General features: G+C 63.1%; 25 protein-coding genes and 1 pseudogene. 12 read left to right on the top strand and 14 right to left on the bottom strand.

Annotated features, from left to right (window positions below):
* Positions 1 to 47: 47 nt before the first annotated feature.
* Genes ACPWMG_RS12380 through ACPWMG_RS12355 form a run of 6 tightly spaced genes read right to left on the bottom strand, consistent with a single transcriptional unit; the run spans position 48 to position 6156 of the window.
* Positions 48 to 821 carry an SDR family oxidoreductase gene (locus tag ACPWMG_RS12380; RefSeq protein ID WP_483304938.1) on the bottom strand — a complete coding sequence of 258 codons (774 nt, stop codon included), beginning with the start codon at positions 819 to 821 and terminating at the stop codon, positions 48 to 50.
* A 4-nt stretch (positions 822 to 825) separates the two neighbouring features.
* The gene (locus tag ACPWMG_RS12375; protein ID WP_483304937.1) at positions 826 to 1755 is read right to left on the bottom strand and encodes a dihydrodipicolinate synthase family protein; all 930 of its coding nucleotides are present in this window, start codon (positions 1753 to 1755) and stop codon (positions 826 to 828) included.
* Positions 1756 to 1783: 28 nt separating this feature from the next.
* Positions 1784 to 2791, bottom strand: a complete 1008-nt coding sequence (locus ACPWMG_RS12370) for a TRAP transporter substrate-binding protein (RefSeq protein WP_483304936.1) — start codon at positions 2789 to 2791, stop codon at positions 1784 to 1786.
* Positions 2792 to 2846: 55 nt separating this feature from the next.
* The gene (locus ACPWMG_RS12365) at positions 2847 to 4124 is read right to left on the bottom strand and encodes a TRAP transporter large permease (protein WP_483304935.1); all 1278 of its coding nucleotides are present in this window, start codon (positions 4122 to 4124) and stop codon (positions 2847 to 2849) included.
* Positions 4121 to 4765 carry a TRAP transporter small permease gene (locus ACPWMG_RS12360; RefSeq protein WP_483304934.1) on the bottom strand — a complete coding sequence of 215 codons (645 nt, stop codon included), beginning with the start codon at positions 4763 to 4765 and terminating at the stop codon, positions 4121 to 4123. Before ACPWMG_RS12360 ends, ACPWMG_RS12365 begins: the two co-directional genes overlap by 4 nt.
* 2 nt (positions 4766 to 4767) lie before the next feature.
* Positions 4768 to 6156 carry an FAD-binding oxidoreductase gene (locus ACPWMG_RS12355; protein ID WP_483304933.1) on the bottom strand — a complete coding sequence of 463 codons (1389 nt, stop codon included), beginning with the start codon at positions 6154 to 6156 and terminating at the stop codon, positions 4768 to 4770.
* Positions 6157 to 6490: 334 nt separating this feature from the next.
* Between ACPWMG_RS12355 and ACPWMG_RS12350 the strand changes: the two genes are divergently transcribed.
* Positions 6491 to 7192, top strand: coding sequence for a GntR family transcriptional regulator (locus ACPWMG_RS12350; RefSeq protein WP_483304932.1), 702 nt, complete (start codon positions 6491 to 6493; stop codon positions 7190 to 7192).
* Between the two features lie 90 nt (positions 7193 to 7282).
* Here the strand turns inward: ACPWMG_RS12350 and ACPWMG_RS12345 are convergent, their stop codons facing one another.
* The 3 genes from ACPWMG_RS12345 to ACPWMG_RS12335 form a co-directional block, all read right to left on the bottom strand.
* Complete coding sequence (locus ACPWMG_RS12345) at positions 7283 to 7891, bottom strand: bifunctional 4-hydroxy-2-oxoglutarate aldolase/2-dehydro-3-deoxy-phosphogluconate aldolase (RefSeq protein WP_483305239.1); 609 nt, start codon at positions 7889 to 7891, stop codon at positions 7283 to 7285.
* Between the two features lie 56 nt (positions 7892 to 7947).
* Positions 7948 to 9765 carry a phosphogluconate dehydratase gene (edd, locus tag ACPWMG_RS12340; RefSeq protein ID WP_483304931.1) on the bottom strand — a complete coding sequence of 606 codons (1818 nt, stop codon included), beginning with the start codon at positions 9763 to 9765 and terminating at the stop codon, positions 7948 to 7950.
* A 216-nt stretch (positions 9766 to 9981) separates the two neighbouring features.
* Positions 9982 to 10482 carry an OmpA family protein gene (locus ACPWMG_RS12335; protein WP_483304930.1) on the bottom strand — a complete coding sequence of 167 codons (501 nt, stop codon included), beginning with the start codon at positions 10480 to 10482 and terminating at the stop codon, positions 9982 to 9984.
* Between the two features lie 48 nt (positions 10483 to 10530).
* On the opposite strand from ACPWMG_RS12335, the gene ACPWMG_RS12330 reads away from it, so the two are divergent.
* From ACPWMG_RS12330 to ACPWMG_RS12320, 3 genes are all read left to right on the top strand, one after another.
* Entirely contained in the window at positions 10531 to 11187 is a 657-nt protein-coding gene (locus tag ACPWMG_RS12330; RefSeq protein WP_483304929.1) for a gamma-glutamylcyclotransferase, read from the top strand.
* A gap of 55 nt (positions 11188 to 11242) precedes the next feature.
* Positions 11243 to 11770: a superoxide dismutase family protein gene (locus ACPWMG_RS12325; protein ID WP_483304928.1), complete on the top strand. Its 528-nt coding sequence runs from the start codon at positions 11243 to 11245 to the stop codon at positions 11768 to 11770.
* 120 nt (positions 11771 to 11890) lie between these two features.
* Positions 11891 to 12283: a DUF805 domain-containing protein gene (locus tag ACPWMG_RS12320; protein ID WP_483304927.1), complete on the top strand. Its 393-nt coding sequence runs from the start codon at positions 11891 to 11893 to the stop codon at positions 12281 to 12283.
* Positions 12284 to 12300: 17 nt separating this feature from the next.
* Here the strand turns inward: ACPWMG_RS12320 and ACPWMG_RS12315 are convergent, their stop codons facing one another.
* Positions 12301 to 12852, bottom strand: coding sequence for a nucleotidyltransferase family protein (locus ACPWMG_RS12315; RefSeq protein ID WP_483304926.1), 552 nt, complete (start codon positions 12850 to 12852; stop codon positions 12301 to 12303).
* Between the two features lie 88 nt (positions 12853 to 12940).
* On the opposite strand from ACPWMG_RS12315, the gene pdxH reads away from it, so the two are divergent.
* On the top strand, positions 12941 to 13582 hold the full coding sequence (gene pdxH / locus ACPWMG_RS12310) for a pyridoxamine 5'-phosphate oxidase (protein ID WP_483304925.1): 642 nt from the start codon (positions 12941 to 12943) through the stop codon (positions 13580 to 13582).
* Between the two features lie 18 nt (positions 13583 to 13600).
* Here pdxH and ACPWMG_RS12305 read toward each other — a convergent pair whose 3' ends face one another.
* Complete coding sequence (locus ACPWMG_RS12305) at positions 13601 to 14575, bottom strand: AEC family transporter (RefSeq protein WP_483304924.1); 975 nt, start codon at positions 14573 to 14575, stop codon at positions 13601 to 13603.
* Between the two features lie 162 nt (positions 14576 to 14737).
* The gene (ppa, locus tag ACPWMG_RS12300) at positions 14738 to 15274 is read right to left on the bottom strand and encodes an inorganic diphosphatase (protein ID WP_483304923.1); all 537 of its coding nucleotides are present in this window, start codon (positions 15272 to 15274) and stop codon (positions 14738 to 14740) included.
* Between the two features lie 671 nt (positions 15275 to 15945).
* Here ppa and ACPWMG_RS12295 point away from each other — a divergent pair.
* Positions 15946 to 18384 carry a sodium-translocating pyrophosphatase gene (locus ACPWMG_RS12295; RefSeq protein WP_483304922.1) on the top strand — a complete coding sequence of 813 codons (2439 nt, stop codon included), beginning with the start codon at positions 15946 to 15948 and terminating at the stop codon, positions 18382 to 18384.
* 64 nt (positions 18385 to 18448) lie between these two features.
* Here the strand turns inward: ACPWMG_RS12295 and ACPWMG_RS12290 are convergent.
* Positions 18449 to 20000, bottom strand: a pseudogene (locus tag ACPWMG_RS12290) (amidase).
* A gap of 400 nt (positions 20001 to 20400) precedes the next feature.
* Between ACPWMG_RS12290 and ACPWMG_RS12285 the strand changes: the two are divergent.
* Complete coding sequence (locus ACPWMG_RS12285) at positions 20401 to 20748, top strand: ankyrin repeat domain-containing protein (protein WP_483304921.1); 348 nt, start codon at positions 20401 to 20403, stop codon at positions 20746 to 20748.
* A gap of 82 nt (positions 20749 to 20830) precedes the next feature.
* On the opposite strand, the gene ACPWMG_RS12280 is transcribed toward ACPWMG_RS12285, so the two are convergent.
* Entirely contained in the window at positions 20831 to 21625 is a 795-nt protein-coding gene (locus ACPWMG_RS12280) for an IclR family transcriptional regulator (RefSeq protein WP_483304920.1), read from the bottom strand.
* On the opposite strand from ACPWMG_RS12280, the gene ACPWMG_RS12275 reads away from it, so the two are divergent.
* The 5 genes from ACPWMG_RS12275 to ACPWMG_RS12255 all read left to right on the top strand — a co-directional run bounded on the left by ACPWMG_RS12275 (position 21624) and on the right by ACPWMG_RS12255 (position 24997).
* The gene (locus ACPWMG_RS12275; protein ID WP_483304919.1) at positions 21624 to 21890 is read left to right on the top strand and encodes a hypothetical protein; all 267 of its coding nucleotides are present in this window, start codon (positions 21624 to 21626) and stop codon (positions 21888 to 21890) included. The two genes, ACPWMG_RS12280 and ACPWMG_RS12275, sit on opposite strands and share 2 nt — an antisense overlap.
* A complete protein-coding gene (locus ACPWMG_RS12270; RefSeq protein WP_483304918.1) occupies positions 21887 to 22624 on the top strand; it encodes an SDR family NAD(P)-dependent oxidoreductase in 738 nt (245 codons plus the stop codon). Before ACPWMG_RS12275 ends, ACPWMG_RS12270 begins: the two co-directional genes overlap by 4 nt.
* A gap of 160 nt (positions 22625 to 22784) precedes the next feature.
* Complete coding sequence (locus ACPWMG_RS12265; protein WP_483304917.1) at positions 22785 to 23456, top strand: amino acid ABC transporter permease; 672 nt, start codon at positions 22785 to 22787, stop codon at positions 23454 to 23456.
* 15 nt (positions 23457 to 23471) lie between these two features.
* Positions 23472 to 24125, top strand: coding sequence for an amino acid ABC transporter permease (locus ACPWMG_RS12260; protein ID WP_483304916.1), 654 nt, complete (start codon positions 23472 to 23474; stop codon positions 24123 to 24125).
* A 44-nt stretch (positions 24126 to 24169) separates the two neighbouring features.
* A complete protein-coding gene (locus ACPWMG_RS12255) occupies positions 24170 to 24997 on the top strand; it encodes a transporter substrate-binding domain-containing protein (protein WP_483304915.1) in 828 nt (275 codons plus the stop codon).
* Positions 24998 to 25061 lie beyond the last annotated feature (64 nt).

Here is a 25061-nt window from a genome sequence, read left to right as displayed (position 1 = left end):
TCAGACTGAAGTCAAACTGATTGCGCCGAATTGCACCGCCCCGTACCTCAGGGCGACGCCGCTCGGCTACCGATGTAAGTTCGGTTCCACACCGGCGAGATCACCAGTTCGTTGACACACACATGCAGCGGCAGTTCGGCAATGAAACGAATGGTGTGGCCCAGATCCGCCTCTTGCAGCATGCGCGCCTTCTCGGCCTCGGTGGGTTGCACCGGGCGCTTCTTCAAGATCGGCGTGGCCACCTCGCCCGGGCACAAGGCCGTGGCGCGCAGGCCATGCATACCTTCCTCGATGTTGAACGAGTGCGACAGCGCCATCATCGCGGCCTTGCTGGCGGTGTAGGCGGGCCCGGTGAGGTACTCAAAATGCCAGCCCGCGAACGAGGCCACGTTGATCACCGTGCCCTCGCGCCGCGCACGCATGCCATGCAGCACAGCCAGTGTGCAGTAGGTGGCGCCATTGAGGTTGATGTCGACCACCTGGCCAAAGGTGGCGGCATCGGTCTCGCCCCAATAACGCTTGGGGAAATTGAGCCCCGCGCTGTTGACCAGAATGTCGACCCGGCCCAGCGTTTGCTGGATGTCGGCGGCCACGCGGTTCACAGCCTCGGCATCGGCCACGTCCAACGGCGCGGCGCTGATGCTACCCACTGGGGCGCCGCGCGCCTCGGCCTGGGCGATGGCGAATTCCAGCTTGGCGCTGTCGCGCCCGGAGATCACCACCCGTGCGCCCGCCTCGGCCAGCGCCTGCGCACCGGCCAGGCCGATGCCGCTGCCGCCACCCGTGACCCAGGCGACCTTGCCTGTCAGCGTTGTAGACATGCGCTCAATCCTTTTTGGGGTCGAGCTTGAAGGCCTCCAGTTCACCGCACAGGCGCTGGTACTCGGCGTCGCTCAGCGGCACCAGCGGTGGGCGCACGCGGGACCAGCCGGGCTCGCCGGTGAGGCGCGCTATCATGCCCTTGAAGGCCGACGTGAGACCGTAGCCGCCCAGAATCTTCAGAAACGCCAGCACGCGGGCCTGGTCGGCTTCGGCACCGGGCTTGTCGAATTCACCCACCAGCCGGGCCACCAGGCGTGGCGTAATGTTGGCCACGCCGCTCACCGCCCCCTTGCTGCCCAGGCGGCCCATGGTCTGCAGGTCGGGCTCGTTGCCCACGTAGACCATCACCTCGCTCATGAAGGCATCGGCCAGGCCGAGCGACCAGTCGCGTTGGCAGGCGCTGTCCTTGATACCGACGATGGTCTGGGGGTAGAGCTTCTTCAGGGTGGCGATGACGTGGTGGCTCAGCGCCACGCCCGACACCTGCGGAATGTTGTACAGGTAGACGCGCAAGCGTGCGTCGTTCACCGTGTCGATGACATAGCGGTAGGAGTCGATCACGCCCTGGTCGGGCACACCCTTCAAGAAGAACGGCGGCAGCATCAAGCAGCCGTGCGCGCCGATTTGCAGTGCATGGCGCGTGAGCGTCACCACGTCGGGCAACGCCGCGCAACTGGTGGAGATCAGGATGCGCGACGCCGGCACGCCCGCGGCCACCAGGCCGTCGATGGCGCGGATACGCTCCTCCACGGTGAACGACGGGCCTTCGCCGGTGGTGCCAAACGGCGTGATGCCGACGCAACCCGCCTCCAGCAGCGCCAGCGCGTGGCGTGCCATGGCGGGGATGTCGATGTTGAGTTGCGCGTCCAGCGGTGTGAGCAGCGCGGGCCAGATGCCGCTGAAGGGCACGGAGGGTGTCGTGTGTGTGTTCAAGGAAACTCCTGTGTAAGTGTGAGCGGCTTCAGTTGCCACGGATGCGTTTGAGTTCGGTGGTGACCATGGTCACGGCTTCGTCGCCGATGGCCTTGGCGTGGCGGTCGTAAATCACCTTGGTGCGTTCACGCACGCGCTGCATTTCAGCCGGGCTGAACTCGTTGACCGTCATGCCTTGCGACTTGAGGTTGTCCACGCTCTTGGCTTCTTGCGCGCGGTTGGCGCGGCGCTGCTCGGTACGGCCTTGCGCGGCGCATTCCTTGAGCACGCCCTGCTCTTGTGCTGACAGACCGTCCCATACCTTTTTCGAAAACAGCACCAGCGTGGGGCTGTAGGCGTGTTTGGTCAACGTCAGGTACTTCTGCACTTCGTAGAACTTCATGTTCTCGATGTTGGTGAAGGGGTTCTCCTGGCCGTCTACGGTGTGGGTTTCCAGGGCCGAATACACCTCGGTAAAGGCCATGGGCACGGCGTTGCTGCCCAGCGTCTTGAAGGTGTCGAGGAAGATGGTGTTTTGCATCACGCGCATCTTCACGCCGTCAAAGTCTTCCACCTTGGTGATGGCGCGCTTGGAGTTGGTGGTGTGGCGAAAGCCGTTTTCCCACCAGGCCAGGTTGACCAGGCCCACGGCCGGCAGCTTGGCTGAGAACCAGTCGCCGACCTTGCCGTCGAGCAACTGGTCGGCTTCAGCCGCCGTGTTGAACAGGAACGGCAGGTCGAACACGCCCAGCGCGGGCACGATGGACACGACTGGCGCGGTGGAGGTCAGCACCATGTCGAGCGAGCCCGAACGCACGCTTTGTGTGGACGTGAGATCGCTGCCCAGGGCGCCGTCCCAGAACGGCTGGATCTTCATCTTGCCGCCGCTCTTCTCCAGCGTGCAGGCGCCCATTTTGGCCAGCCCGTTGCCCATGGGGTGCTCTTTGCTCACGCCGTTGGAGACGCGGAAATTGCGGTCCTGGAACTGCGCCTGGGCGGCACCACTGGCCAGGCAGGCGACGGCGGCCAGAGCGGCGACGATAGAGGTCTTGAACATGCAGGGTCTCCGTTGATTTGGTTTTGAGAGGAATGTCGAGAAGGAAATGAGTGGCTCAGCTCAACCACTTCAGCGGCACCGTCACCAGCGCGGGGAACAGCACCAGCAACAGCAGCACGAACAGCTCGGCCCACAGAAAGGGCCACAGCCCCTTCATCAGGTCGGACATGGAAATCTTGGCCACGCCACACATCACGTTGAGCACAATGCCCACCGGCGGCGTGATCAGGCCAATGGCGTTGTTCATGATGAACAGCACCCCGAAGTACACCGGGTCGATGCCAGCCTCGCGCACCACCGGCATCAGCACCGGGGTGAGGATCATCAGCGTGGGCGCAAAGTCCAGTGCCGTGCCCACGATCACCACCAGCAGCATGATCACGAACATCAGCACGATCTTGTTGAACATGAACGGGCGCAGGATGGCGGCCACCTGTTGTGGCACATCCGAGATAGTGATCAGCCAGGCCGAGACCAGCGCCGCGGCAATCAGGAACACCACCACCGCCGTGCTCTTGGCGGCCGACACCAGCAGGCCGTAGACCTGGCGCAGCGGCAGTTCACGGTAGACAAAGGCGCCCACGGCAAAGGCGTAGACACACGCGGCCACACCGGCTTCGGTTGGCGTGAAGATGCCGAACTTCATGCCGCCGATGATGCCGGCGGGCATCAGCAGCGCCCAAATGCCGTCCACCCCGGCGCGCACACGTGCGTTCATGCTCTGGCGCGGCAGCACCGCCACCTGGTCGCGCCGCGCCACCCATTGCCAGGTGATCAGCAGCGCCAGCCCCATCATCAGGCCCGGGAACACGCCCGCCAGGAACAGCTTGCCGATGGAGACGTTGGCGATCACACCAAACACGATGAGGCCGATGGACGGCGGGATCACCGGCGCGATCACACCGCCAGCGGCGATCAGCCCGACCGAGCGCGGCACGTTGTAACCGGCCTTGCGCATCATCGGCACCAGCATGGCGCCGATGGCTGCGGCATCGGCCGCCGCACTGCCCGAAATGGCCGCCATCAGCACCGAGGCAAATACCGCCACCAGCCCCAGCCCGCCGCGCACATGGCCCACCCAGGCCAGCGCGAAGTTGACGATGCGCTTGGAGATGCCACCGGCGTTCATCAACTCGCCCGCCAGCATGAAGAACGGAATGGCCAGCAGCGGGAAGCTGTCAGCGCCTTCGAGCAGCTTTTGCGACAGGATGGTCGCGTCGATCTGCCCCTGGAACACCATCAGCGCCGCGCCGCACACCAGCAAGGCGAACGCGATCGGCATGCCCAGCGCCATGGCGCCGAGCAGCGAAAAGGAAAACACCATCACCGTCATTTGGCTGCTCCCAGTACCTTGCCACGGTGGTCCACCGCCTCGACCTTCTTGGTCGGCGTGGTCGGGTGCGTCTCGCTGTGGTCCACCCCGGGCAATATTTCTTCGCTCTCGCGCACCGTCACCAACTCTTCGTCGGTGATCTGGCCGGAGAAGATGCGCCACAACTGATGCAGCGCCTGCAAGCTGATGCCGATGCCGGTGACGTAACCCATGCCGAACACCCAGCTCATGGGCATGCCGGTCACCGGGGCCATGGTGGTGGCGTTGATCTCGTGCTGGTTCCAGGTGCCGCGCAGCAGCACCGCACAACACATCAGGATCAGCACCTGGCTCAGCACCGCGCACACCAGCTTGCCGCGGCGCGACAGCCGGTTGACCACGTTGTCCATGCCCAGGTGCGAGCCGTCGCGCGTGGCCAGCACCGCGCCGGTAAACGTGAGCCAGACGAAGAAGATGCGTGACAGCTCTTCCGACACGCCAATGCCGGAATTGAAGGCATAACGCAGCACCACGTTGCCAAACACCATCAGCACCATGCCCAAGAGCAGCGCCGCCAAAAAGGCTTCAATGCCTTTGAAGAACAGGTCGATCCAGCGGCCGACCGGGGAGCGCCCGGTCGCCGTGCCATGCAGGGCGGCCATGTTCAGACCACCTTGCCCGGGTTGAGCAAACCGCGCGGGTCCAGCGCCGCCTTGAGCGTGCGCATCAACGCAATTTCTTCGGGGCTACGCGCATGGCCCAGCCAGCGCTTCTTGGCGGTGCCGATGCCGTGCTCCGCCGACACCGTGCCGCCAAACTCGCGCACCAGGCCGTAGATGACTTCGTCCATCTCGTCCTTAGGCTGCTGCCCCAGGGGGCGGCCCGGCACCCAGGCCACCAGGTGCATGTTGCCGTCGCCGATGTGGCCGTAGTAGACGCTGCCACAGCCCGGAATACGCTCGGCCAGCGCCGCCTTGCAGCGTGCGGCATAAGCGGCCATGTCCTTCACCGGCAGGCCGATGTCGTAAGAGATGTTCTGCCCCAGCACGGTGGGAAATTCGGCGCAGGCATCGCGCAGCGCCCAAAAGGCTTGCGTGTCGCCCACCGATTGCGCCACGGCAGCGTCGCTCAGGGCGCCCGCCTCCATCAGTTGCTCCAGCCATTGCTGGAAGCGCGGGCCGTCGATCGATTCATCGGTGCCCTGGGCTTCGATGAGCACGTAGACCTCTTTGCCGTCTTTGTTCTCGGGCGCGCGCAAGGGGCTGCGCACGCCCACACGCTGCGTGACCACTTCCCAGTAGTCAGGCCACATCACCTCAAAGGCCGACAGCAGCGGCCCCAGCCCACGGCGCGCCGCGCCCAGCAGACGCACCACCGATGCGTAGTCGGGCAAGGCGCACAACGCGGACATGGTGCACAGCGGCTTGGGGTGCAGGCGCAGCACGATGCGCGTGATCACACCCAGCGTGCCTTCGCTGCCGATGAACAAGTGCTTGAGGTCGTAGCCCGCGTTGTTCTTGATCATCTTGTTGAGGCTGGTGATGATGGTGCCGTCGGGCAGCACCACTTCCAGGCCCAGCACCAGTTCGCGCGCCATACCGTAGCGGATCACGCGGTTGCCGCCGGCATTGGTCGACAGGTTGCCGCCGATGGCGCAGGAGCCGCGTGCGCCCAGATCCAGCGCAAAGTAAAAACCGGCCTCATCCGCCGCGCGTTGGACCAGCTCCAGCGGCGTACCGGCCCACACGGTGAGCGTGGCGCTGGCCGGGTCGACCTCTTGAATGCCCACCATGCGCTCCATCGACAAGGCGACCCAGCCGTCCTCAGGGCGCGAGCCGCCGCACAGGCCGGTCAAGCCGCCCTGCGGCACCACCGGCACGCCCGCTGCGGCGCAAGCCTTGAGCGTATCCGACACCCCTTGCGCATCCACCGGGCGCACCACGGCCAGCGGTTTGGTGGGGTTTTGCATGCTCCAGTCGTTGCGGTTGCGCTCGGGCACGTCGTCGCCGATGAGGACGGTGGTCGCGCCCAGGCGCTCGCGGAGTTCAATCAAAAAAGCGGAGTTGGGAGGTAATGAGGCTGACATGCGTTTCCCGTGGGTGATCCGTGGGTTTTCCGTAACGGATGGTTGGAATCGAGCGCGGCGCGAGGCGCCCCACCCAGGCCGTCGGCAGGCGCCAGAGATGCATTCTTCCGGCGCTATCGCGGCACTAACATGTCAGCATTGTCTTGTATGCAAGGTACTAGGCCACTAGTATTTTCCCTAAAAATCAGACAACATAGTGGCCACCCTCTGCGCCGCTTTCGACCGATCTGACAAACTCAGGGTCTGCGGCGCTTCGCTCTTGCTCCACGCTGATGCCTCCCGAGTCCCAAGGAAAAACCTTTTGCTGAATTCCAGTTTCAAGATCGAAACCCCCAAGTCGCTGGCCAACCGCATCGCCGAGCGCCTGCGCGAAGCCATCACCGGCGGCGAGTTCGCCCTGGGCGCGATGATTCCCGAGGAGACGCTGGCCGCCTCCTTCGGCGTGAGCCGCACGCCCGTGCGCGAGGCGCTGGGCCAGTTGCAGTTGCAGGGCCTGGTGGTGATCCGCCCGCAGCGTGGCAGTTATGTGTTTGAGCCCAGCGCCGACGACATCGCCGCGATTTGCGAATTCCGTTGCGTGCTGGAGCCACGCGCGGCAGAACTTTCGTACACCCACGACCGAGAGGGCACCGTGGCCACGCTACAAGCGGCGATTGCCGAAATGGAAGCCGCCCGCACCACACGCGACGCCGTGCGCTACGGTCGTGCCGACACGCATCTGCACGAAGCCTTCTTCGACCACTGCGGCAACCCCTACATGCAAGCCGCCTACGCCACCGCCGCCACAAAAATCGCGGCCATGCGCACCTATCTCTCGGCACCGACCGACGTGCTGCACAACGACGGCTTCGAGCAACATAGCCAGTTGCTGGCACTGTTCAGCGCAGGCGACATGGCCGGCTTCGAGCGCCTGATGCGCCACCACGTCACTGGCACGCGCGACAACTACGTGCGCAGCCTGCACAACCTCAAAGCCGCCAAGGGCGAGGTCACGGCGAAGTAAGCCGCCTTTTCCAAGCGCCAAAAAACAAAAAACGGCCGGTGCCCCAAGGGCATCGGCCGTTTTGCGTTGCGCACCTGGGTGCGAACGGGATCAGGCTTTCTTCAGACTGGCAGTATCACGCGCCAACTGCGTGATGCGCGCCCAGTCGCCGGCCTTGATGGCGTCGGTCGGCACGATCCACGAGCCGCCCACACAAGCCACGTTCGGCAGTGCCAAAAATTCGGGCGCGTTTTGCAGCGTGACGCCGCCCGTGGGACAAAAACGCACTTCGCCAAACGGGCCGCCCCAGGCCTTCAACATGGCCGGGCCGCCGGCTTGCATCGCCGGGAAGAACTTCAGCTCGGTGTAGCCGTCTTCTTGCGCCATCATGATTTCGCTGCCAGTGGCCACGCCGGGCAACAGCGGCAAACCGGCTTCGCGGCAAGCGCGGCCCACGGCCGAGGTGTAGCCCGGGCTCACGCCGAACAAAGCACCGGCCTTGACCGAAGCCGCCACGTCGGCCACGCTGCGGATGGTGCCCGCGCCGACCACGGCTTCAGGCACTTCCTTGGCGATGATCTCGATACAAGCCAGCGCTTGCGGCGTGCGCAGCGTGACTTCAAGCATGCGAATGCCACCGGCCACCAGCGCGCGCGCCAGGGGGACGGCGTGGGCCACGTCGTTGAGCACGATCACCGGAATGACCGGCGCGTCTTGCATCACTTTGAGTGGCGTCCAGCCGCCACGGTTGGCTGTACTGGCGGTCGCTGCGGTATTTACATCCACGATAAAGCTCCTTCTTCTGCGGTCTTGGCATGGCTGCGCATGCCGGTAAATAGTTCGCGCCCCATGTCGAGTGCGTTGGCCACTTGGGCCGACTCTGGCATGGTGGCGGTCGGGCGGGCGTCCCACTCGGCGTCGCTCACCAACACCTGCAAGGTGCCAGCGGGGCCGTCCAAACGGATGATGTCGCCATCCAGCACCTTGGCCAGCGGGCCGCCGGCCTTGGCTTCAGGCGAGAGATGGATCGCCGCCGGCACTTTACCCGATGCGCCGCTCATGCGTCCGTCTGTCACCAGCGCAACCTTGTAGCCCTTGCCTTGCAGCACGGCCAGTGGCGGCGTGAGTTTGTGCAACTCGGGCATGCCGTTGGCTTGCGGGCCTTGCCAGCGCACCACACACACCACGTCTTTGTTCAGCTCGCCAGCGGCAAACGCATGGTGCAAAGCTTCTTGCGAATCAAACACGCGCGCAGGCGCTTCGATGATGTGCAGGTGTTCCGGCACGGCCGAGATCTTGATCACGCTACGGCCCAGGTTGCCCTTCAGCAGCTTCAAACCGCCGGTGGGACTGAATGGCGCCGTGGCCGGCCGCACGATGGTCTCGTCTTTCGACACACCAATGGGCGTCCAGTGCAGCTTGCAGCCTTCAAGCGAAGGCTCGCCGGTGTACTCGCGCAGGCCGCCTGGGCGCACGGTCAACACGTCTTCGTGCATCAGGCCAGCGTCGAGCAACTCTCGGATCACATAACCCGGGCCGCCGGCGGCTTGGAACTGGTTCACGTCGGCGCTGCCGTTGGGGTAGACCTGCGACAAGGTGGGTATCACGTCAGACAGAGCGCTGAAGTCGTCCCAGTTGATGCTGATGCCGGCCGAGGCCGCCACCGCCACCCAGTGGATCAGGTGGTTGGTAGAGCCGCCGGTGGCCAGTAGAGCCACCATGGCGTTGACGATGGCGCGTTCGTCCACCACATGGCCGATGGGCGCAAAACGTTTGGACTTGGTGATGCCAAGCACGGTGCGCGCAGCCTCACGCGTCAACTCTTCGCGCAGCGAACCACCGGGCGCCACAAAGGCCGTGCCGGGCACATGCAGGCCCATGGCTTCGAGCAGCATCTGGTTGCTGTTGGCCGTGCCGTAGAAGGTACAGGTGCCAGCGCCGTGGTAGGCCGCCGACTCGGCCTTCAACAGTTCTTCGCGGCCCACCAAGCCTTGTGCGGCTTGCTCGCGTACTTTGGATTTGGCCGAGTTCGACAAGCCCGAAGACATCGGCCCCGCCGGCACAAACACCGTGGGCAAATGGCCGAAGTGCAGCGCGCCGATTAACAGGCCGGGCACGATCTTGTCGCAGACGCCCAGCATCAGCGCGGCGTCAAACACGTCGTGGCTCAGCGACACGGCGGTGGCCATGGCGATCACGTCACGGCTGAACAGGCTGAGTTCCATGCCCGGCGTGCCCTGGGTCACGCCGTCACACATGGCGGGCACACCGCCGGCCACTTGCGCGGTGGCGCCAAATTTGCGCGCCTCGGCCTTAATGAGATCCGGGTAGCCCTGCATGGGCGCGTGGGCCGACAACATGTCGTTGTAAGCGGTGACGATGCCGATGTTCGGCGCTTTCTCGGCCACCACTTTGAATTTGTCGTTGCCTGGCATGCCGGCAAAGGCGTGGGCCACGTTGGCGCAACCCATACGCTCGGCGCCGGGTTTGCGCGAAGCGGCAACATCAAGCCGCGCCAGGTAGGCGCTACGCGGGCCTTGGCTGCGAGCCTGGATGCGGGCGGTGACGGCGGCAACTGTCTCGTGGAGTTTCATGGGGCGGGCTGGATCTGAGTCCAGAATTTATGTAATTAAGTTACCAACCCACCGATGGTACTACTCAGAAACGTCCTTGTGTTGAATTCAGGGTTACGAGATAGTTACGAAACGAAATTACATCCAGCCTTTCAAGAGCCCATCTTCAAACGCCCACAAAAAAGCCCGGCGAGCCGGGCTTTTAGGTTGATGTGACCGAAGCCACCTATCGCTCTATCAAGGCAGGATGATCACTTCCACGCGGCGCGCTTCAGCGTTGGTGCCAGAAGCTTGCGTTTGCTCGGGCTTGCGCAGTTCAACGGCGGCCTCGGTCGCGCCCAGGGCGAACATCGCGTCACGTACAGCCAGGGCGCGTTGTTTCGACAGCTCGGCGTTCAAGGCGGCGTCGCCCGTCGCATCGTGGAAGCCGCTGATGGCGGCACGTTTGCCTGAACCGACAGCGGCCATGACTTCAGCCAGCGCTTCCTTGGCGCCAGTGGCCAGGTCAGCCTTGCCGGTCGCAAAGTAGAACGTCACCACACCAGCTTCGACGCGGATACTGGCGCCATCGGCCACCACGGCTTCGGTTGCCACCGCTGCCACACCGGCAGGTGCTGCAGGCTTGGCCAGGGTTTTGTAGGCGCCAAAGCCCAAAACAGACGCCACGACGAGCAAAACGACACCGAACACCACGCCCAGAGCTGCGCGCTGGTTGTCATCTTCGTCTTGTGAAAACATAATTTGTACTCCAGTGAAAGAAAATTTGCCCGATTGTAGAGTGCATACATGAGTGTTCCCGCCTCCCCCGCCCGCGATCCAGCGCGTATGCTGGCCGAAATCCATTCCCACTGGGGTGGAGCATCTGATTTGTGGGTTTTTGGCTACGCCTCGTTGATCTGGCGCCCAGAATTTGATTTTGTCGAGCAGCGCATGGCGCGTGTGCACGGCTGGCACCGCGCGTTGCGCATGTGGAGCCGCATCAACCGTGGCACGCCCGAGTGCCCAGGGCTGGTGTTTGCCTTGTTGTCGGGTGGCAGTTGCCACGGCGTGGTGTACCGCGTGCCACAACACGAAGTGGCCGAAATGCTGCCGCGCCTGTGGCAGCGTGAAATGGTCACTGGCGTCTACGACCCTAAATGGCTGCACTGCCAAACCGAGAACGGCCCTGTGCGCGCCCTCGCGTTCACGCTTTCGCGCCAAAGCCCCAGCTACACCGGCGAACTACCACTGCCCGACTACGCCAAGATTTTTTCAGATGCCTGCGGCCGCTTCGGCACCACGCTCGACTACGCGCGCCAAACCTACGAGTGCCTGCAGCGCCACGGCATCGAAGACGCCGCTCTGCGCCGCCTGCTGCAGCACGCCCCCAGTGTGTGCCCTTTGGCTTCGGCCAACGACGCCAACCACACAGAGACCCTGCCAGCCCAACAAGCGCTGGCCTGAAGCCGATCACCACGCCACAATGCAACGGTCCTCCACTGTCTTTCAGGAGCCTTGCATGTCCAAATTTTCCGTACTGTCGACCGCCGCGTTGCTGTCTTCGTTTGTTTTGGCTGGCTGCAGCAGCATGTCTTCCGGCGGCCCAATGGCCACGGCCAATCTGCAGTCCACCAGCGGCTCCAAGGTGACGGGCCTGGTGCGCTTCACGCAGCATGGCGACCACGTGATGGTGCATGCCGAAGTCACCGGTTTAACGCCCGGCCAGATGCACGGCTTTCACGTGCACGAAAAAGGCGACTGCTCGGCCGCTGACGGCATGAGCACCGGCGGCCACTTCAACCCCACCGGCAAGCCGCATGGCCCGCAAAATGCAGACCACCACGGCGGCGACATGCCTTCACTGACCGCAGATGCCAACGGCGCCGCTGTGGCCGACTTCAACCTCACCGGCGTGACGCTGACCGACGGCCCCACCAGCCTCATCGGTCGCGGCCTGATCGTCCACAAAGACCCGGACGACTACAAGACCCAGCCCACCGGCAACGCAGGTGCGCGTTGGGCCTGCGCGGTGATCACCAAGGGCTGACCCCATGCGCGGCCAGCCCACACGGCTGACCGTGCAAGCAGATACATTTAGCCAGGTGGCAGCACCTGCCTCGCCTGCCCTGCTCTGCGTTTGCCGAGGCCACAACATGAGGGAATGTGCATGAACTGGTTTCTGATAGCCCTGAAGAAATACGCCACCTTCTCCGGCCGGTCGCGCCGCAGCGAGTTTTGGTATTTCGTCCTGTTCTACCTGATCATTTTCTTTGTGCTGGCGATGGTGGACGGCTTCACCGGCAGCTTCAATGAAGACTCCGGAGTGGGCTTGCTGAGCGGGTTGTTCACGCTCGGCCTGTTGGTGCCCAACCTTGCCGTCACCGTGCGCCGCCTGCACGACACCGACCGCAGCGGCTGGTGGGTTTTGATCAGCTTCGTGCCCTTGGTCGGCCAGATCGTGCTGATCGTTTTTCTGGCCCAGAACGGACAGACCGGCGACAACCGCTTCGGCCCCGACCCGAAGGAGGAGCCGCTAGGTTTTCCTACCTTGGCGGGTTGAACCCAAAAGCTGAAACGCTATCGGTTGCTGACGTGCCGCGCGGCCCACAGCCGTTCGGCACGAGCTAGGTCGTCCAGCGTATCGATGTCGCTGATGCAACCGGCATCATCGACTTCAATTTCCATAGCACCTTGCGCTTTCACCACGGGCACTGCGCCCTGATTTCCTTTAAGGCCTTGTAGCGCGACACCTGCCGATGCGGGAAAGGCCACGGGGTGGCCGCGCTGGCCTTCAAACACCGGCACCAGCACGCGCGGCGCGCCCTGCTGCTGCATCAGCAAATCCGCCAAACGGCGCAACGTGACGGGCAGCACAAGAGGCAGATCGGCTGGCAGCACCAGCCAACCCGGCGCGTTGGCGGTGGCCCGTGCGGCAGCGGCGATGGTGTCGCCCATGCCGGGGTGGCCCGCATCTTCCAGATGCCACGGCAAGCCACTGGCCCGCACGGCAGCCAGCGTGTGGCGCAGCACAGGCTGCCCCGCCAGCAGGGCTTGCAGCTTGTGCACTTGCCCACCCGACGCGGCAAAGCGCTCGCCTCGGCCCGAGGCTAGCACCAGTACGACAGGCATTTCAGATGGTTGATTCACAGCAACATTCATGGCGCTTGAGTATGCCAACAACACCAGCAACGTTTCCGTCGCGGCCTACAATCAAAGCATGAACATCGCCGACCTGCGCAAGAGCTACGAACGAGCCGAACTCAGTGAAGACGCCTCTGCGGCCGACCCACTGCAGCAATTTGACCAATGGCTGAACGAGGCCATCGCGGCCCAGGTGCCCGAGCCCAACGCCATGACGCTGGCCACGGTGGCCAGCAACCTGCGCCCCAGCACGCGCATCGTGTTGATCAAGGGTTATGACGCGCGCGGCATCGTCTGGTACACCAACTACGACAGCCGCAAGGGCTCAGAGTTGGCGGGCAACCCCTATGCTTCGCTGCAGTTCCACTGGGTGGAGCTGGAACGCGTAGTGCGCATTGAAGGCGTGGTTGAAAAGGTGTCAGATGAAGAGAGCGACACCTACTTCAACAGCCGCCCGCTTGACTCGCGCATTGGCGCTTGGGCCAGCCCGCAGAGCCAAGTCATTTCTGGGCGCAGCGTATTGGTGGCGAATGCGGCCAAGTTTGGCGCGCAGTTTTTGCTGAAGCCCCCGCGCCCGCCGCACTGGGGTGGCTACCGGCTGGTGCCGGATCGTTGGGAATTCTGGCAAGGCCGCAAGAGCCGCCTGCACGACCGGCTGCGCTATAGCAAAGAAGCGCCGGACGCCCCAGCTTGGCGCCGCGACCGTCTCGCGCCCTGATCGCCCTATTCGTCCAGATCACCCCAGCAAGATCATCACCAGCGACACCGTCAGCATGGCCAGCAGCGTGGACACCGCCACGGCGGCGGTGATCAGGTCTTCCTCGACCTTGTAGCGCTGCGAGAACAAGAACACGTTGGCGCCCATCGGCATGGCGCCACTCACCACCATGATGGTCAGCGGCAGGCCACTCAAGCCCATGGCCTTGCCGATCACCCACACCATGGCAGGCAGCAGCAGATTCTTCACGCAGGCCAGCACCAGCGCGCCGCGCAGGTTCTGGCCGATGCGTGTGTGCGCCAGTGTGATGCCCACCATCACCAACGCCAGCGGGCCGAAGGCCTGGCCCAGCCATTGCAGCGGCCGGTCGACCGCGTCAGGCACGTGCCATCCTGTCTGCGCGAACAGCAAGCCCGCGATGATGGGAATCGGCACAGGGTGGATGACGGCGCTTTTCACCGCGCGCCACAAGGTCAGCGCCAGACGCCCCCAGGCGATGCCCGGCTGCTGCGGTGGCGCATTGCCGGCGTCGCCCGCAGCGATCTCGGCGTCGCGCGCCACGGCCAACTCCAGCACGATGGTGGCCGTGGTCAACAACACCAGCGCGTGCAGCGACACCAGCGTAAGCAAGGTAATCATGCCGGGCGGGCCGTAGGCCAGGTCCACCAGCGGCAGACCGATCATCACCAGGTTGCTGTAGATATTGGCCATGCCACGCACGGCCCCCACGGTATTGAAACCGCGCAGCCACAGGCTTCCACCGAACACCGCCCAGGCGGCGATGAAATACGCCAGCACCGGGCCGAGGTGCAGGTCCTCGACGTGCACCGTGCTCATGGCGCGGAACATCAGCGCGGGCGACAAGATCAGGAACACCAGGTTCGACAAATCCTTGGCCGCTTCGTCACGGATCCAGCCACGCCAACCGGCCAGCAAGCCCACGGCGATCAACAGCACCACGGGCAGCAAAGAGGAGATGACGGTCTGGCTCAAGACCGGGGCCCCATGGAGAAACCAGCGCAGTTCAAATACATAGACGACTGACTATACGCTATAAAACAAAGAGCTGCCTACGCAGCCCTGGAGCGCGTAGACAGCTCTTTTAACTCAAACGCCTACAGCGGCAGGCGCGGTATTGATGCTGAAATCAGCCGATCACTTGCCTTGAGCTTTGTAGTTGGCGATGCCGTCCAAGATTTCTTTCTTGGCCGCGTCGATGCCTTCCCAGCCCAGCACCTTGACCCACTTGCCGGCTTCCAGGTCTTTGTAGTGTTCAAAGAAGTGTTGCACAGCCTTCAGGCGCATCTGGTTCACGTCTTCCACCGTCTTCCAGTGGGTGTAGATGGGCAAGATTTTGTCGGTGGGCACGGCCAACACCTTGCCGTCCACGCCGGCTTCGTCTTCCATCATCAGGATGCCCAGGGGGCGGCAAGGCACGACCACGCCAGGGAACAGCGGGTAAGGCGTGATCACCAGCACGTCGACCGGGTCGCCGTCGCCGCTCAGGGTTTGGGGCACGTAACCGTAGTTGGTCGGGTAGTGCATGGCGGTGGTCATGAAACGGTCCACGAAGATCGCGCCGGATTCTTTGTCCACTTCGTACTTGATCGGATCGGCGTTCATCGGGATTTCGATCACGACGTTGAAAGCGTCTGGGGCATTCTTGCCGGGGGAAACTAGGTTCAGGGACATAGGACCTCTTGTATTGGAGTTTGTCGGTGGACGAAATTGACGCTGGCGGCCGCAGGCGCTGAAAAGCGCAGAGCCGCAAAACGAACCCCGCGATTTTGCCTCAGCCCAAAGGCTTCTCGCCGCAGCGCAGCATTCTGCGTGCCGCCGGGTCGTAAGCAGGTGCATCGGGAGCGGGTAGCAGAACTGGCATTCACATCAGGTGGTTGATCAGGAAAACCCTAGGAACGGTGCCATTTTGGCCCGCCAACCCGTAAAGCCATACCGCCCGCAGGTCTTTCCCCGTATATTCATTTCGTTGGCCATTCGTACCCGCCCGTGCTGGGCAGTCGAGGAAGCAACGCAGCGGGGATGCCGTTTGCGTGGCGTCCCATGAACGTGTTGACGGTCTCCTGAGGGCCGCGCAAATGGTGGTTCGGGATGAGATGCGAGGCGCAAAGTCGAAGCCAAGGCTTCTGCCTTGGCTGACTTTGCAACAAAGCAGCTCGCCCGAAAGACCATTTGCCCTCCGGGTTGAGGTGAAATCGGGCGATTTGCCTGCCAGAACCCTTGCATGGGCAGATAGCCCATGCTGCAGTCTCTGACAGCCAACTCATCCCGATTGCACCTCAACGCGGCCCCCAGGAGATCGTCAACACGTTCAATTCCAGCGAAACAACGGTAGGAGACACTCTATGGCAAGCAACTCGGCGCTGATTCTGGCGCTCGTGTGCGGTGTGATCGCGGTGGCTTACGGCTTCTGGGCACGCAGCTGGATTCTTTCCCAGGACGCGGGCAACGCCCGCATGCAAGAAATCTCAAACGCCATCCAAACGGGCGCAGCCGCCTATCTGGCCCGGCAATACAAAACCATTGCCATCGTCGGCGTGGTGCTCACCATCCTCATCGGTATTTTTCTCGACGCCACCACGGCCTTTGGCTTTGTGGTGGGCGCGGTGCTTTCGGGCGCCTGCGGCTTCATTGGCATGAACGTGTCGGTGCGCGCCAACGTGCGCACCGCCCAGGCCGCCACGCGCGGCATTGGCCCGGCGCTGGACGTGGCGTTTCGCGGCGGCGCCATCACCGGCATGCTGGTGGTGGGTTTGGGCTTGCTGGGGGTCACCGGCTTTTACTGGTTCCTTGCGGGCCATACACCGGCCACTGGCGCGGGCAGCCATCCGCTCAATCCGCTGATTGGCTTTGCGTTCGGCTCGTCGCTGATCTCCATCTTTGCGCGGCTCGGCGGCGGCATCTTCACCAAGGGCGCGGATGTGGGTGCCGACCTGGTGGGCAAGGTCGAAGCCGGCATTCCTGAAGACGACCCACGCAACCCGGCCGTGATTGCCGACAACGTGGGCGACAACGTGGGCGACTGCGCCGGTATGGCCGCCGACTTGTTCGAGACCTACGCCGTCACGCTCATCGCCACCATGGTGCTGGGTTCGTTGCTGCTCTCGCAAGCCGGCCCCAGCGCCATCGTCTACCCCTTGGCCTTGGGCGCGGTGTCCATCATCGCGTCCATCATTGGCTGCTTCTTTGTGAAGGCCTCGCCGGGCATGAAGAACGTGATGCCAGCGCTGTACAAAGGGCTGGCCGTGGCAGGTGTGTTGTCGCTGATCGCGTTTTACTTCGTCACCACCTGGCTGATTCCGCAAGACGCCCTGCCCTCTGGCGGCAGCCAGATGCGCCTGTTCGGTGCCTGCGCGGTGGGCCTGGTGCTCACGGCGGCACTGGTGTGGATCACCGAGTACTACACCGGCACGCAATACCCGCCGGTGAAACACATCGCCCAAGCCTCCACCACCGGGCACGGCACAAACATCATCGCGGGGCTGGGCGTGTCGATGCGCTCCACCGCTTGGCCGGTGATCTTTGTGTGTATTGCCATTCTGGCGTCGTACAAACTCGGCGGCCTGTATGGCATTGCGATTGCGGCCACTTCCATGCTCAGCATGGCCGGCATTGTGGTGGCGCTCGACGCCTACGGCCCCATCACCGACAACGCCGGTGGCATTGCCGAAATGGCCGAGTTGCCCAGCAGCGTGCGCGACGTGACCGACCCGCTGGACGCCGTGGGCAACACCACCAAGGCCGTGACCAAGGGCTACGCGATTGGATCGGCCGGCCTGGCCGCGCTGGTGCTGTTTGCCGACTACACCCACAAGCTCGAAGCCTACGGCCAGGTCATCAGCTTTGACTTGAGCAACCCGCTGGTCATCGTCGGACTGTTCATCGGTGGGCTGATTCCCTACCTGTTTGGCGCCATGGCGATGGAGGCCGTGGGCCGTGCCGCTGGCTCGGTGGTGGTGGAGGTGCGCCGCCAGTTTCGCGACATCAAGGGCATCATGGAAGGCACGGCCAAGCCCGAGTACGGCAAGGCGGTGGACATGCTCACCAGCGCCGCCATCAAGGAGATGATGATCCCTTCGCTGTTGCCCGTGGTGGTGCCCATTTTGGTGGGCCTGCTGCTCGGCCCCGCCGCCCTGGGCGGCTTGCTGATGGGCACCATCGTCACCGGCTTGTTTGTCGCCATCTCCATGTGCACCGGCGGCGGCGCGTGGGACAACGCCAAGAAATACATCGAAGACGGCCACCACGGCGGCAAAGGCTCTGAAACCCACAAGGCTGCCGTGACCGGCGACACCGTGGGCGACCCCTACAAAGATACCGCTGGCCCGGCCGTCAACCCGCTGATCAAGATCATCAACATCGTGGCGCTGCTGATCGTACCGCTGGTGATGCAGTTGCACCCTGGCGTGCCGGTGGCGGCACCTGTGGCCGCTGTATCTCTTGCTCCAACCGGCGACACCGCCAGCATCAAAGTTGAAAACGGCGTGGTCAAGTTCTACTTTGCCACCGCCAGCGCGCGCCTCGCTGACGGCGCACCACAGGCCCTGGCCGACGTGGTGACGGCTGTCGGCGCCGGCAAACGCGTGGTCATCAGCGGTTACCACGATGCCACGGGTGACGCGGCGAAGAACGCGGAACTGGCCAAACAACGCGCCATGACCGTGGCCGAAGCACTGGGGTCGCTGGGTGTGCCAGCCGACAAGATCGAGCTAAAGAAGCCTGAGCAAACCACGGCCGATGGGCCACCCGCTGAAGCCCGGCGCGTAGAGGTCACAGCGATGTAGACGTCGCGTCGTTCAGACACAAAAAAGGGGCCATCGCTGGCCCCTTTTTATTGGCTTGAACCGCTTACTTCGTCAGCTCAGGCGCCAATGGGCTGGGCACTCGTGCACCTGCCACGGTCTGCCAGCCATAACCCAGGCGGAACAGCGTTGGCTCGGCAAAGGCGCGACCAATCATTTCAAACGTGACGGGTTCTACCGACGACGAGGCCGTGGTCGCCTTCACAAATCCGGCAGGGAACGCCAGCGCGGGAAAGCCCGTGAACGGGCTCAGGCGGTTGTTGCTGCCCGAATTGACGCTGGTGCTGTTGAAGCCTTGCAGCACCGGGTAGACCAACACGTCGTAAGCCGTGCCTTTGGCGGCGCCGGTGGCAAAGTCCTTGTTGTCCAGCGCGGCTTGCACGCGTGGGATCACATATTCGTCGCGCGGCTTCAGGTTGTTTTGGTAGATCGGGTTGGACTCTTTGTTGGTGCCCAAGGTCACGTAAGTGGCAAAGTTGGCCGAGCGGGTAGGCTCCAGCGTGACCATCTTGGCAGCTACCTCTTCAGTGGTGCGTGGGTGGCCGTCGGCCGTGGAGGCCCAACTGCTGAGGTAGAGCGTCAAATCGTCACGGAATTCGTAGCTCGACAAGCTGGCATACGCCGTGAGGATGGTGCTGCGATCGGTGATCTCCACGTCTTCCACCGTGGCGCCCGCGGCGCGCATTTTGTCGAGCGCCCCGTTCAGCGTGTCGATGAACAACTGGTTGGCCGTGGTGGCGGTGGGGAACATCGAGCGCACCACGCCGATGCGTGCGCCCTTCAAGCCATCAGCTGACAAGGCCGTGGTGTAGCTGGCGGGGCGCGAGGTCATGGTGTCGTAAGCCGCTGCTGTGGCGACCAACGGTGCGTCCCAAGCCTTCGCGGTACGTTGGCCGCTGGTCTTGGCAGAGTCGAAGCCAGCCATCGAGTCCATGGTCAACGCGCAATCGGCGATCGAACGGCACAGTGGGCCGCCCGTGTCCTGGCCGTGGGCCAGCGGCACAATGCCGTCCTGGCTTACCAGGCGCAGCGTGGGGCGCAGGCCATACAAACCTTCCACGGCCGACGGCACTCGCACCGAACCACCGGTGTCGGTGCCCAAGCCCACCATCGCCAGGCTGGCGGCGATCGACGTGCCCGTGCCGGACGACGATCCGCCCGCACTGTTCGCTGGCACATAGGCGTTCTTGGTCTTGCCGCCTACCGAAGAGCTGCCGGTAGCCAAACGCAAACTCGTCCATGTTGGCCTTGCCGATGATGATGCCTCCGGCGTCACGAATCTTCTTCACGGTGTAGGCATCGTCTGGCGGCTGGTTGTTTTGCAACACCAGCGAGCCCGCCGTGGTCTTCATGTCGTAGGTGTCGTAGTTATCTTTGGCCAGCACCGTCACGCAGTGCATGGGGCCGGACATGATGCCAGTCGAAAAGAAGCTGCGATCCAATTCATCGGCACGCGCCAAGGCATTCGCGTTGACGGTGATCACACTGTGCAGCGCCGGGCTGTTGGGGTAGGCGGCACTGGCTTCTGCGTCATACGCGGCAATGCGCGCAAGGTAACCTTCCACCACGTCCCGGCACGACACATCACCATTGCGCATGGCCGCGTGAAAACCGGCCACCGTGGCTTCCACCAGAGGGAAAGGCTTGCGGTCTGCCTTGAGCGTCACGCCACTATCGCCACCTCCGCACGCCACCAAAACGGCGCAGGCCACGACAGAAGAAGAGAATTGCAGAACGCGGCGGCGCGCCGCCCAGAAGGTATGTTGAGACATTGTGAAGAAGTGTGTTGAAAAGACAAACAGAAAGGGCTCTAAGCAAATAGCGAGCCATGCTGAAAGCCTTGATCCACACAAATTTGGTGCAACAACAACGTGCATCTCAACAGCTTATTGGTACATCTTTTGCTTCAACAACCAAACGCTGGAGAAGGCGTAAATTGAATCGTCTCCGTCCCCTCTTCCGCCGCAACTTCCACCCCTTTTCCTCAAGGACGTCACCGTGAAAAAGCTGATTCTGCGCACTGCCCTGAGCCTGGCTTGCGCTTCTTCGTTGATGGCCACCGCACAAGCCGCAGACACGGCGCCCATTGCACTCGCTGCCAGTGCCGGCCAGGCCGACAAAGTGACCGCCCTGCTCGCCCAAGGGGTCAACCCCGACGCGCGTTACAGCAATGGCCGCACCGCACTGATGCTGGCCTCAGCGGCGGGGCACTACGAAACAGTGCGTCGCTTATTGATTGCAGGAGCGAACAAGAACCTCAAAGACAACGATGGCAAAACAGCGCTTGATCTGGCCACCGAAAACAAACACGTCGACCTGATTGCGTTGATGCAAGAAGCTTCTTGAGCGGTTGGCGATAAAGCCGCCCCAAACGCCGCCCCCAAACCCGCTTTTTAACGCAGCTTCAAGCGGTTTAGACAGAGAGAACTCAAGCCGCTTGACGCAGCGCCGCACGTGAGAACATCGGCGACGCGGCACTCGCCACTGCCAACTCGCGCGCCGTGGCCACCAGGTCGGGCCCTAGCGCCAGCATGCGCTCTTCGGTCATGCGGATCATCGGCCCGGCCAGGGTCAGCACCCCAATCGCCGGCTCGCCCGGCAACTGCACCGGCGCGCCCATGGAGGCCATGCCCGGCGCATACATCTCGGTGATCATGCTAAAGCCGCGCTTGCGCGTAGCTTGCAAAATTTTCGTCAGCGCCTTGATGGTGGTGGGCGCATTGCGGCCATAGACCTTGGGGTCGCCAAAACCGGCACGCGCCACGATTTCAATCGCCTGTTCATCGGTCAACGTCATCAACCATGCGTGCCCGGCGGCGCTGCACGACAGGCACACATCAATGCCCGTGTCCGGGTCGTAACGCAAACCAAAACGCGCGCCCTGCGCCTTCGCCACAAAGGTCAGCCGGTCGCCATCAACGATGGCCAGGCGCGCCAACTCGCCCGCAATGTCGGCCACGCGGTCGATCAATGGCTGGGCAATGTCGACGATGCCCGAGTTGCTTAAAAAGCTCAGCCCCATGGCTGCCAGTTTGGTGGTGAGTGCGTAGGTGCCGTGGTCGCGCGACTGGCGCACGTAACCAATGCGCCCCAGTTCGGTGAGCAGGCGGTGGGTGGCGCTCAACGGCAAGGCCAAGTCTTTGGCGATGACAGCCAGGTTGGCGCCAGCGGGTCGGGTCGCAAGGTATTCAAGGAGGCCGAAAGATCGTTCGAGTGTGCTCATGACGGCATTTTCCAATGTTCGTGAACGTGAAGACGCTCTGCATGCAGGATGCAGTACGAATCGCAATTTACAAGAAATTCTTTCCATTTTGGAAATCTTTTCCATTTTTTCAAATTCCTCTCTATACTCACGAAAAATAAAAACGGCGACCGTCAGCATTCGGTCAGCGTTCGGCGCGGCATGTGACAGCACAGCGCGCAAAGCAACAACAGCCCTCACGGCAGCCATAGGCGCCGTGAACAGCAAGTGGAGAAGACAAGAGTGAACAAGATCGACCTCGACGGCCGTACCGTCGTGATCACCGGCGGCGCCGGTGGCATTGGCCAAGCCATTGCACAACGCGCACTGGCCAGCGGCGCCAAGGTTTGCACATGGGACAACGCAGCCCCAAGTGCCGCCGCACCATCCAACCCCAACATCACCCAACTGCAAGTCGACATCACCGACGAAGCCGCCGTGGCCCGCGCCTATGCCGACACACTGGCGCAGTTCGGCCGCATCGACGTGCTGGTCAACTCCGCTGGCATCACCGGCCCCACGCTGCCGGTGCAAGACTTTCCGCTCGACGCCTGGCTCAAGGTCATGGCCATCAACCTCACCGGCACCTTCCTGTGCAGCCGTGTGGTGGTGGGCGGCATGGCGGCGCAGGGCTATGGGCGCGTCGTCAACCTGGCTTCGATTGCCGGCAAAGAGGGCAATGCCGGGCAGTCGGCCTACTCGGCTTCCAAAGCGGCGGTGATCGCGCTCACCAAGTCGATGGGCAAAGAGCTGTCGCAGACCAACGTGCGCATCAACTGCATCGCGCCGGCCATGATCGAGAGCGCCCTGCTCGACCAGATGCCCACCAGCAAACGCGCCGAGAACCTGGCAAAGATCCCCATGGGCCGTGCCGGCACGGTGGCCGAGATCGCGGCCATGGCGGTGTGGATGGCGTCTGAGGAATGCTCCTTCACCACCGGCGCCACGTTCGACGCCTCCGGCGGCAGAGCGACGTATTGAGATGAACACCCCCAGTCTTCGCGCACGGCGTGTCGCTACGCCACCCCCCTTGCAGGGGGCGACACCAGCGGCCCGGCAAAGCCGGCTCCGCGGTATCTCCCACGAAAAGCCATGCCGCACCGTAGATGCGCTGGTTCGGGCCATTTACTAAAACGCCGCCATGAACTACAAGTTCGACTACACCGCCATCACCAGCAACGCGTGGGAGCTCTTCGTCGGCTGCTTGCTGACGCTGCAGATCTCCGCCGTGGCGATTGTGTTCTCGCTGGTGCTGGCCATTGGTCCGGCCATGCTGCTGCAGTCGCGCCCCAACTCTTGGGCCGCGCTGCCGATCAAGATCTTTGTCGAAGCGGTGCGCAATACGCCGTTTCTGGTGCAGATCTACATCTTGTTCTTCGGTCTGCCCACACTGGGCATCAAGCTGTCGCCCAACGTCGCGGCCATCGTGGCACTGACCATCAATGGCTGCGCCTATTCCATCGAGATCATCCGTGGCGGACTGGAGTCGATCCACAAGGGCCAGTTTGAAGCCGGCTTTGTGCTCGGGCTCAGCCGCTTCCAGGTGTTTCGCTACATCATCCTGAAGCCGGCCTTGCGCGCCATCTACCCGTCGCTGACCAGCCAGTTCATCTTCCTGATGTTGACCTCGAGCATTGCCTCCAGCATCACGGCCAACGAGTTGACGCACGTGGCCGCGCAGATTGAAGCCACCACCTTCCGCAGCTTCGAGGTGTATTTCACCGTGGCTGCGCTGTACCTGGTGATGTCGATCTTGCTCTCGGCCATTTCCAACGTGGTCTACCGCACCACGCTGACCTACCCCACCCGCTAAGAACTTTTTGCGCACATGAGTACCACCCTCACCTGGTCCCATTTCGCCCTGTTCATGCAGGGTCTGCAGTGGACGCTTTTGCTCACCATCATCGGCTTCGCCGGCGGCGCCATCGGCGGCCTGGTAGTCGCGCTGGCGCGCACGGCACCGCAAGCCATCATCCGCCGCATGGCCTGGGCATTCATTGAAGTGTTTCGCGGCACGCCGCTGCTGATGCAGTTGTTCGTGGTCTATTACGGCATTGCGCTACTCGACATCCCGCTCAACCCCTGGGCCGCCGTGGCGGTGGGTCTGACCTTCCACGCCAGCGCCTTCCTGGGCGAGATCTGGCGCGGCGGCATCGAGTCGATTCCGGGCGGGCAAACCGAAGCCGCCAAGGCCCTGGGCATCCACTGGTGGCCGCGCATGACAAGCGTGATCCTGCCGCAGGCCTTCAAGGTGGCGTTGCCGGCCACCGTGGGATTCTCGGTGCAGTTGCTCAAGGGCACGTCGCTTGCCGCCATCGTGGGCTTTACCGAACTGGCACGCACCGGCTCCATCGTCTCCAACCTCACCTACAAGCCACTGCTGGTCTACAGCATCGTCGGTGGCATCTATTTCCTGTTGTGCTGGCCACTTTCGGTGTGTGGCCGGCGCCTTGAAAAACGGCTGGCGGGCAGCGTTCGCTGATTCTGCCGTCCATCCTGTTCCCTCACCACCTCATGGAGACAAACATGACCTTCAAGCTCAACCGCCGTGCGGTCGTCGGCATCGGTGCTGCGATCCTGGCCCTGGCCCCCGTGTTGTCGGCACACGCCGACACGCTGGACGACATCAAGAAACGCGGCTCCATCCGCGTCGGTGTTTTGTCCGAGTTGCCACCGTGGGGCTTTGTCGATGCCTCTGGCAAAAACGTCGGCTACGACGTCGATGTGGCCGAGCTCATCGGCAAGAAGCTGGGCGTGAAGGTCGAACTGGTGTCGATGAATGTGGCCGCACGTATCGCCCAGGTGATGACCGGCAAGGTCGACGTGCTGGCCGCCACCATGGGCATGTACCCCGACCGGGCCAAGGTGGTGCAATTCACCAAGCCCTACGCTGCGCTCAGCATCATCGTGATCGCCAAGAAGGGTGACAACATCACCAAGCTGGAAGACCTCGCCGGCCGCAAAGTGGGCGTGACGCGTGCAGCCGCACAAGACACCGCCATCACCCAGGCCGCCCCCGCCGGCGCCACCATCCAGCGCTTTGACGACGACGCCGCGGTGGTGCAAGCCCTGCTGGCCGGCCAAGTGGACGTGATCGGTGGCAACAACACCTATTTGCTGAACATCAAGAAGGCCATGCCCGACAGCACCTTCGAGCAAAAAGTGGTGATCAACCGCCAATACATGGGTGTGGCCATGCGCCCCGGCCAGAAAGATTTGAACGCCCGCCTGAACCAGATCATCGACGAGATCAAGGCCAGCGGTGAGCTCAACGCCATCAGCAAGAAGTGGACGCTGCAAGACCTGCCAGAACTCGTGACCGAGTTGCCCGGCGTACCTTTCACCGTCCAGTAATTTGGCTCACCCCCAGGTTGCGCACTGCGTGTCGCGCCCACCCCTTTGCAGGGGGCGACGCCTG

Origin of the sequence: Hydrophilobacter chitinilyticus (assembly GCF_049860745.1) — a bacterium.
GTDB lineage: Bacteria > Pseudomonadota > Gammaproteobacteria > Burkholderiales > Burkholderiaceae_C > Rhodoferax_B.
The sequence above is the reverse complement of the archived record's forward strand: the minus strand, read 5'-3'. Positions and strand labels throughout refer to the sequence as shown.

Coding starts and splice junctions, on each gene's coding strand:
- ACPWMG_RS12335 (WP_483304930.1), bottom strand. CDS start 10,482: ATGTTTTCACAAGACGAAGATGACAACCAGCGCGCAGCTCTGGGCGTG.
- ACPWMG_RS12275 (WP_483304919.1), top strand. CDS start 21,624: ATGACGGCATTTTCCAATGTTCGTGAACGTGAAGACGCTCTGCATGCA.
- ACPWMG_RS12315 (WP_483304926.1), bottom strand. CDS start 12,852: ATGCCTGTCGTACTGGTGCTAGCCTCGGGCCGAGGCGAGCGCTTTGCC.
- ACPWMG_RS12325 (WP_483304928.1), top strand. CDS start 11,243: ATGTCCAAATTTTCCGTACTGTCGACCGCCGCGTTGCTGTCTTCGTTT.
- ACPWMG_RS12260 (WP_483304916.1), top strand. CDS start 23,472: ATGAGTACCACCCTCACCTGGTCCCATTTCGCCCTGTTCATGCAGGGT.
- ppa (WP_483304923.1), bottom strand. CDS start 15,274: ATGTCCCTGAACCTAGTTTCCCCCGGCAAGAATGCCCCAGACGCTTTC.
- ACPWMG_RS12365 (WP_483304935.1), bottom strand. CDS start 4,124: ATGACGGTGATGGTGTTTTCCTTTTCGCTGCTCGGCGCCATGGCGCTG.
- ACPWMG_RS12360 (WP_483304934.1), bottom strand. CDS start 4,765: ATGGCCGCCCTGCATGGCACGGCGACCGGGCGCTCCCCGGTCGGCCGC.
- ACPWMG_RS12255 (WP_483304915.1), top strand. CDS start 24,170: ATGACCTTCAAGCTCAACCGCCGTGCGGTCGTCGGCATCGGTGCTGCG.
- edd (WP_483304931.1), bottom strand. CDS start 9,765: ATGAAACTCCACGAGACAGTTGCCGCCGTCACCGCCCGCATCCAGGCT.
- pdxH (WP_483304925.1), top strand. CDS start 12,941: ATGAACATCGCCGACCTGCGCAAGAGCTACGAACGAGCCGAACTCAGT.
- ACPWMG_RS12265 (WP_483304917.1), top strand. CDS start 22,785: ATGAACTACAAGTTCGACTACACCGCCATCACCAGCAACGCGTGGGAG.
- ACPWMG_RS12295 (WP_483304922.1), top strand. CDS start 15,946: ATGGCAAGCAACTCGGCGCTGATTCTGGCGCTCGTGTGCGGTGTGATC.
- ACPWMG_RS12380 (WP_483304938.1), bottom strand. CDS start 821: ATGTCTACAACGCTGACAGGCAAGGTCGCCTGGGTCACGGGTGGCGGC.
- ACPWMG_RS12320 (WP_483304927.1), top strand. CDS start 11,891: ATGAACTGGTTTCTGATAGCCCTGAAGAAATACGCCACCTTCTCCGGC.
- ACPWMG_RS12345 (WP_483305239.1), bottom strand. CDS start 7,891: ATGCAAGACGCGCCGGTCATTCCGGTGATCGTGCTCAACGACGTGGCC.
- ACPWMG_RS12330 (WP_483304929.1), top strand. CDS start 10,531: ATGAGTGTTCCCGCCTCCCCCGCCCGCGATCCAGCGCGTATGCTGGCC.
- ACPWMG_RS12370 (WP_483304936.1), bottom strand. CDS start 2,791: ATGTTCAAGACCTCTATCGTCGCCGCTCTGGCCGCCGTCGCCTGCCTG.
- ACPWMG_RS12280 (WP_483304920.1), bottom strand. CDS start 21,625: ATGAGCACACTCGAACGATCTTTCGGCCTCCTTGAATACCTTGCGACC.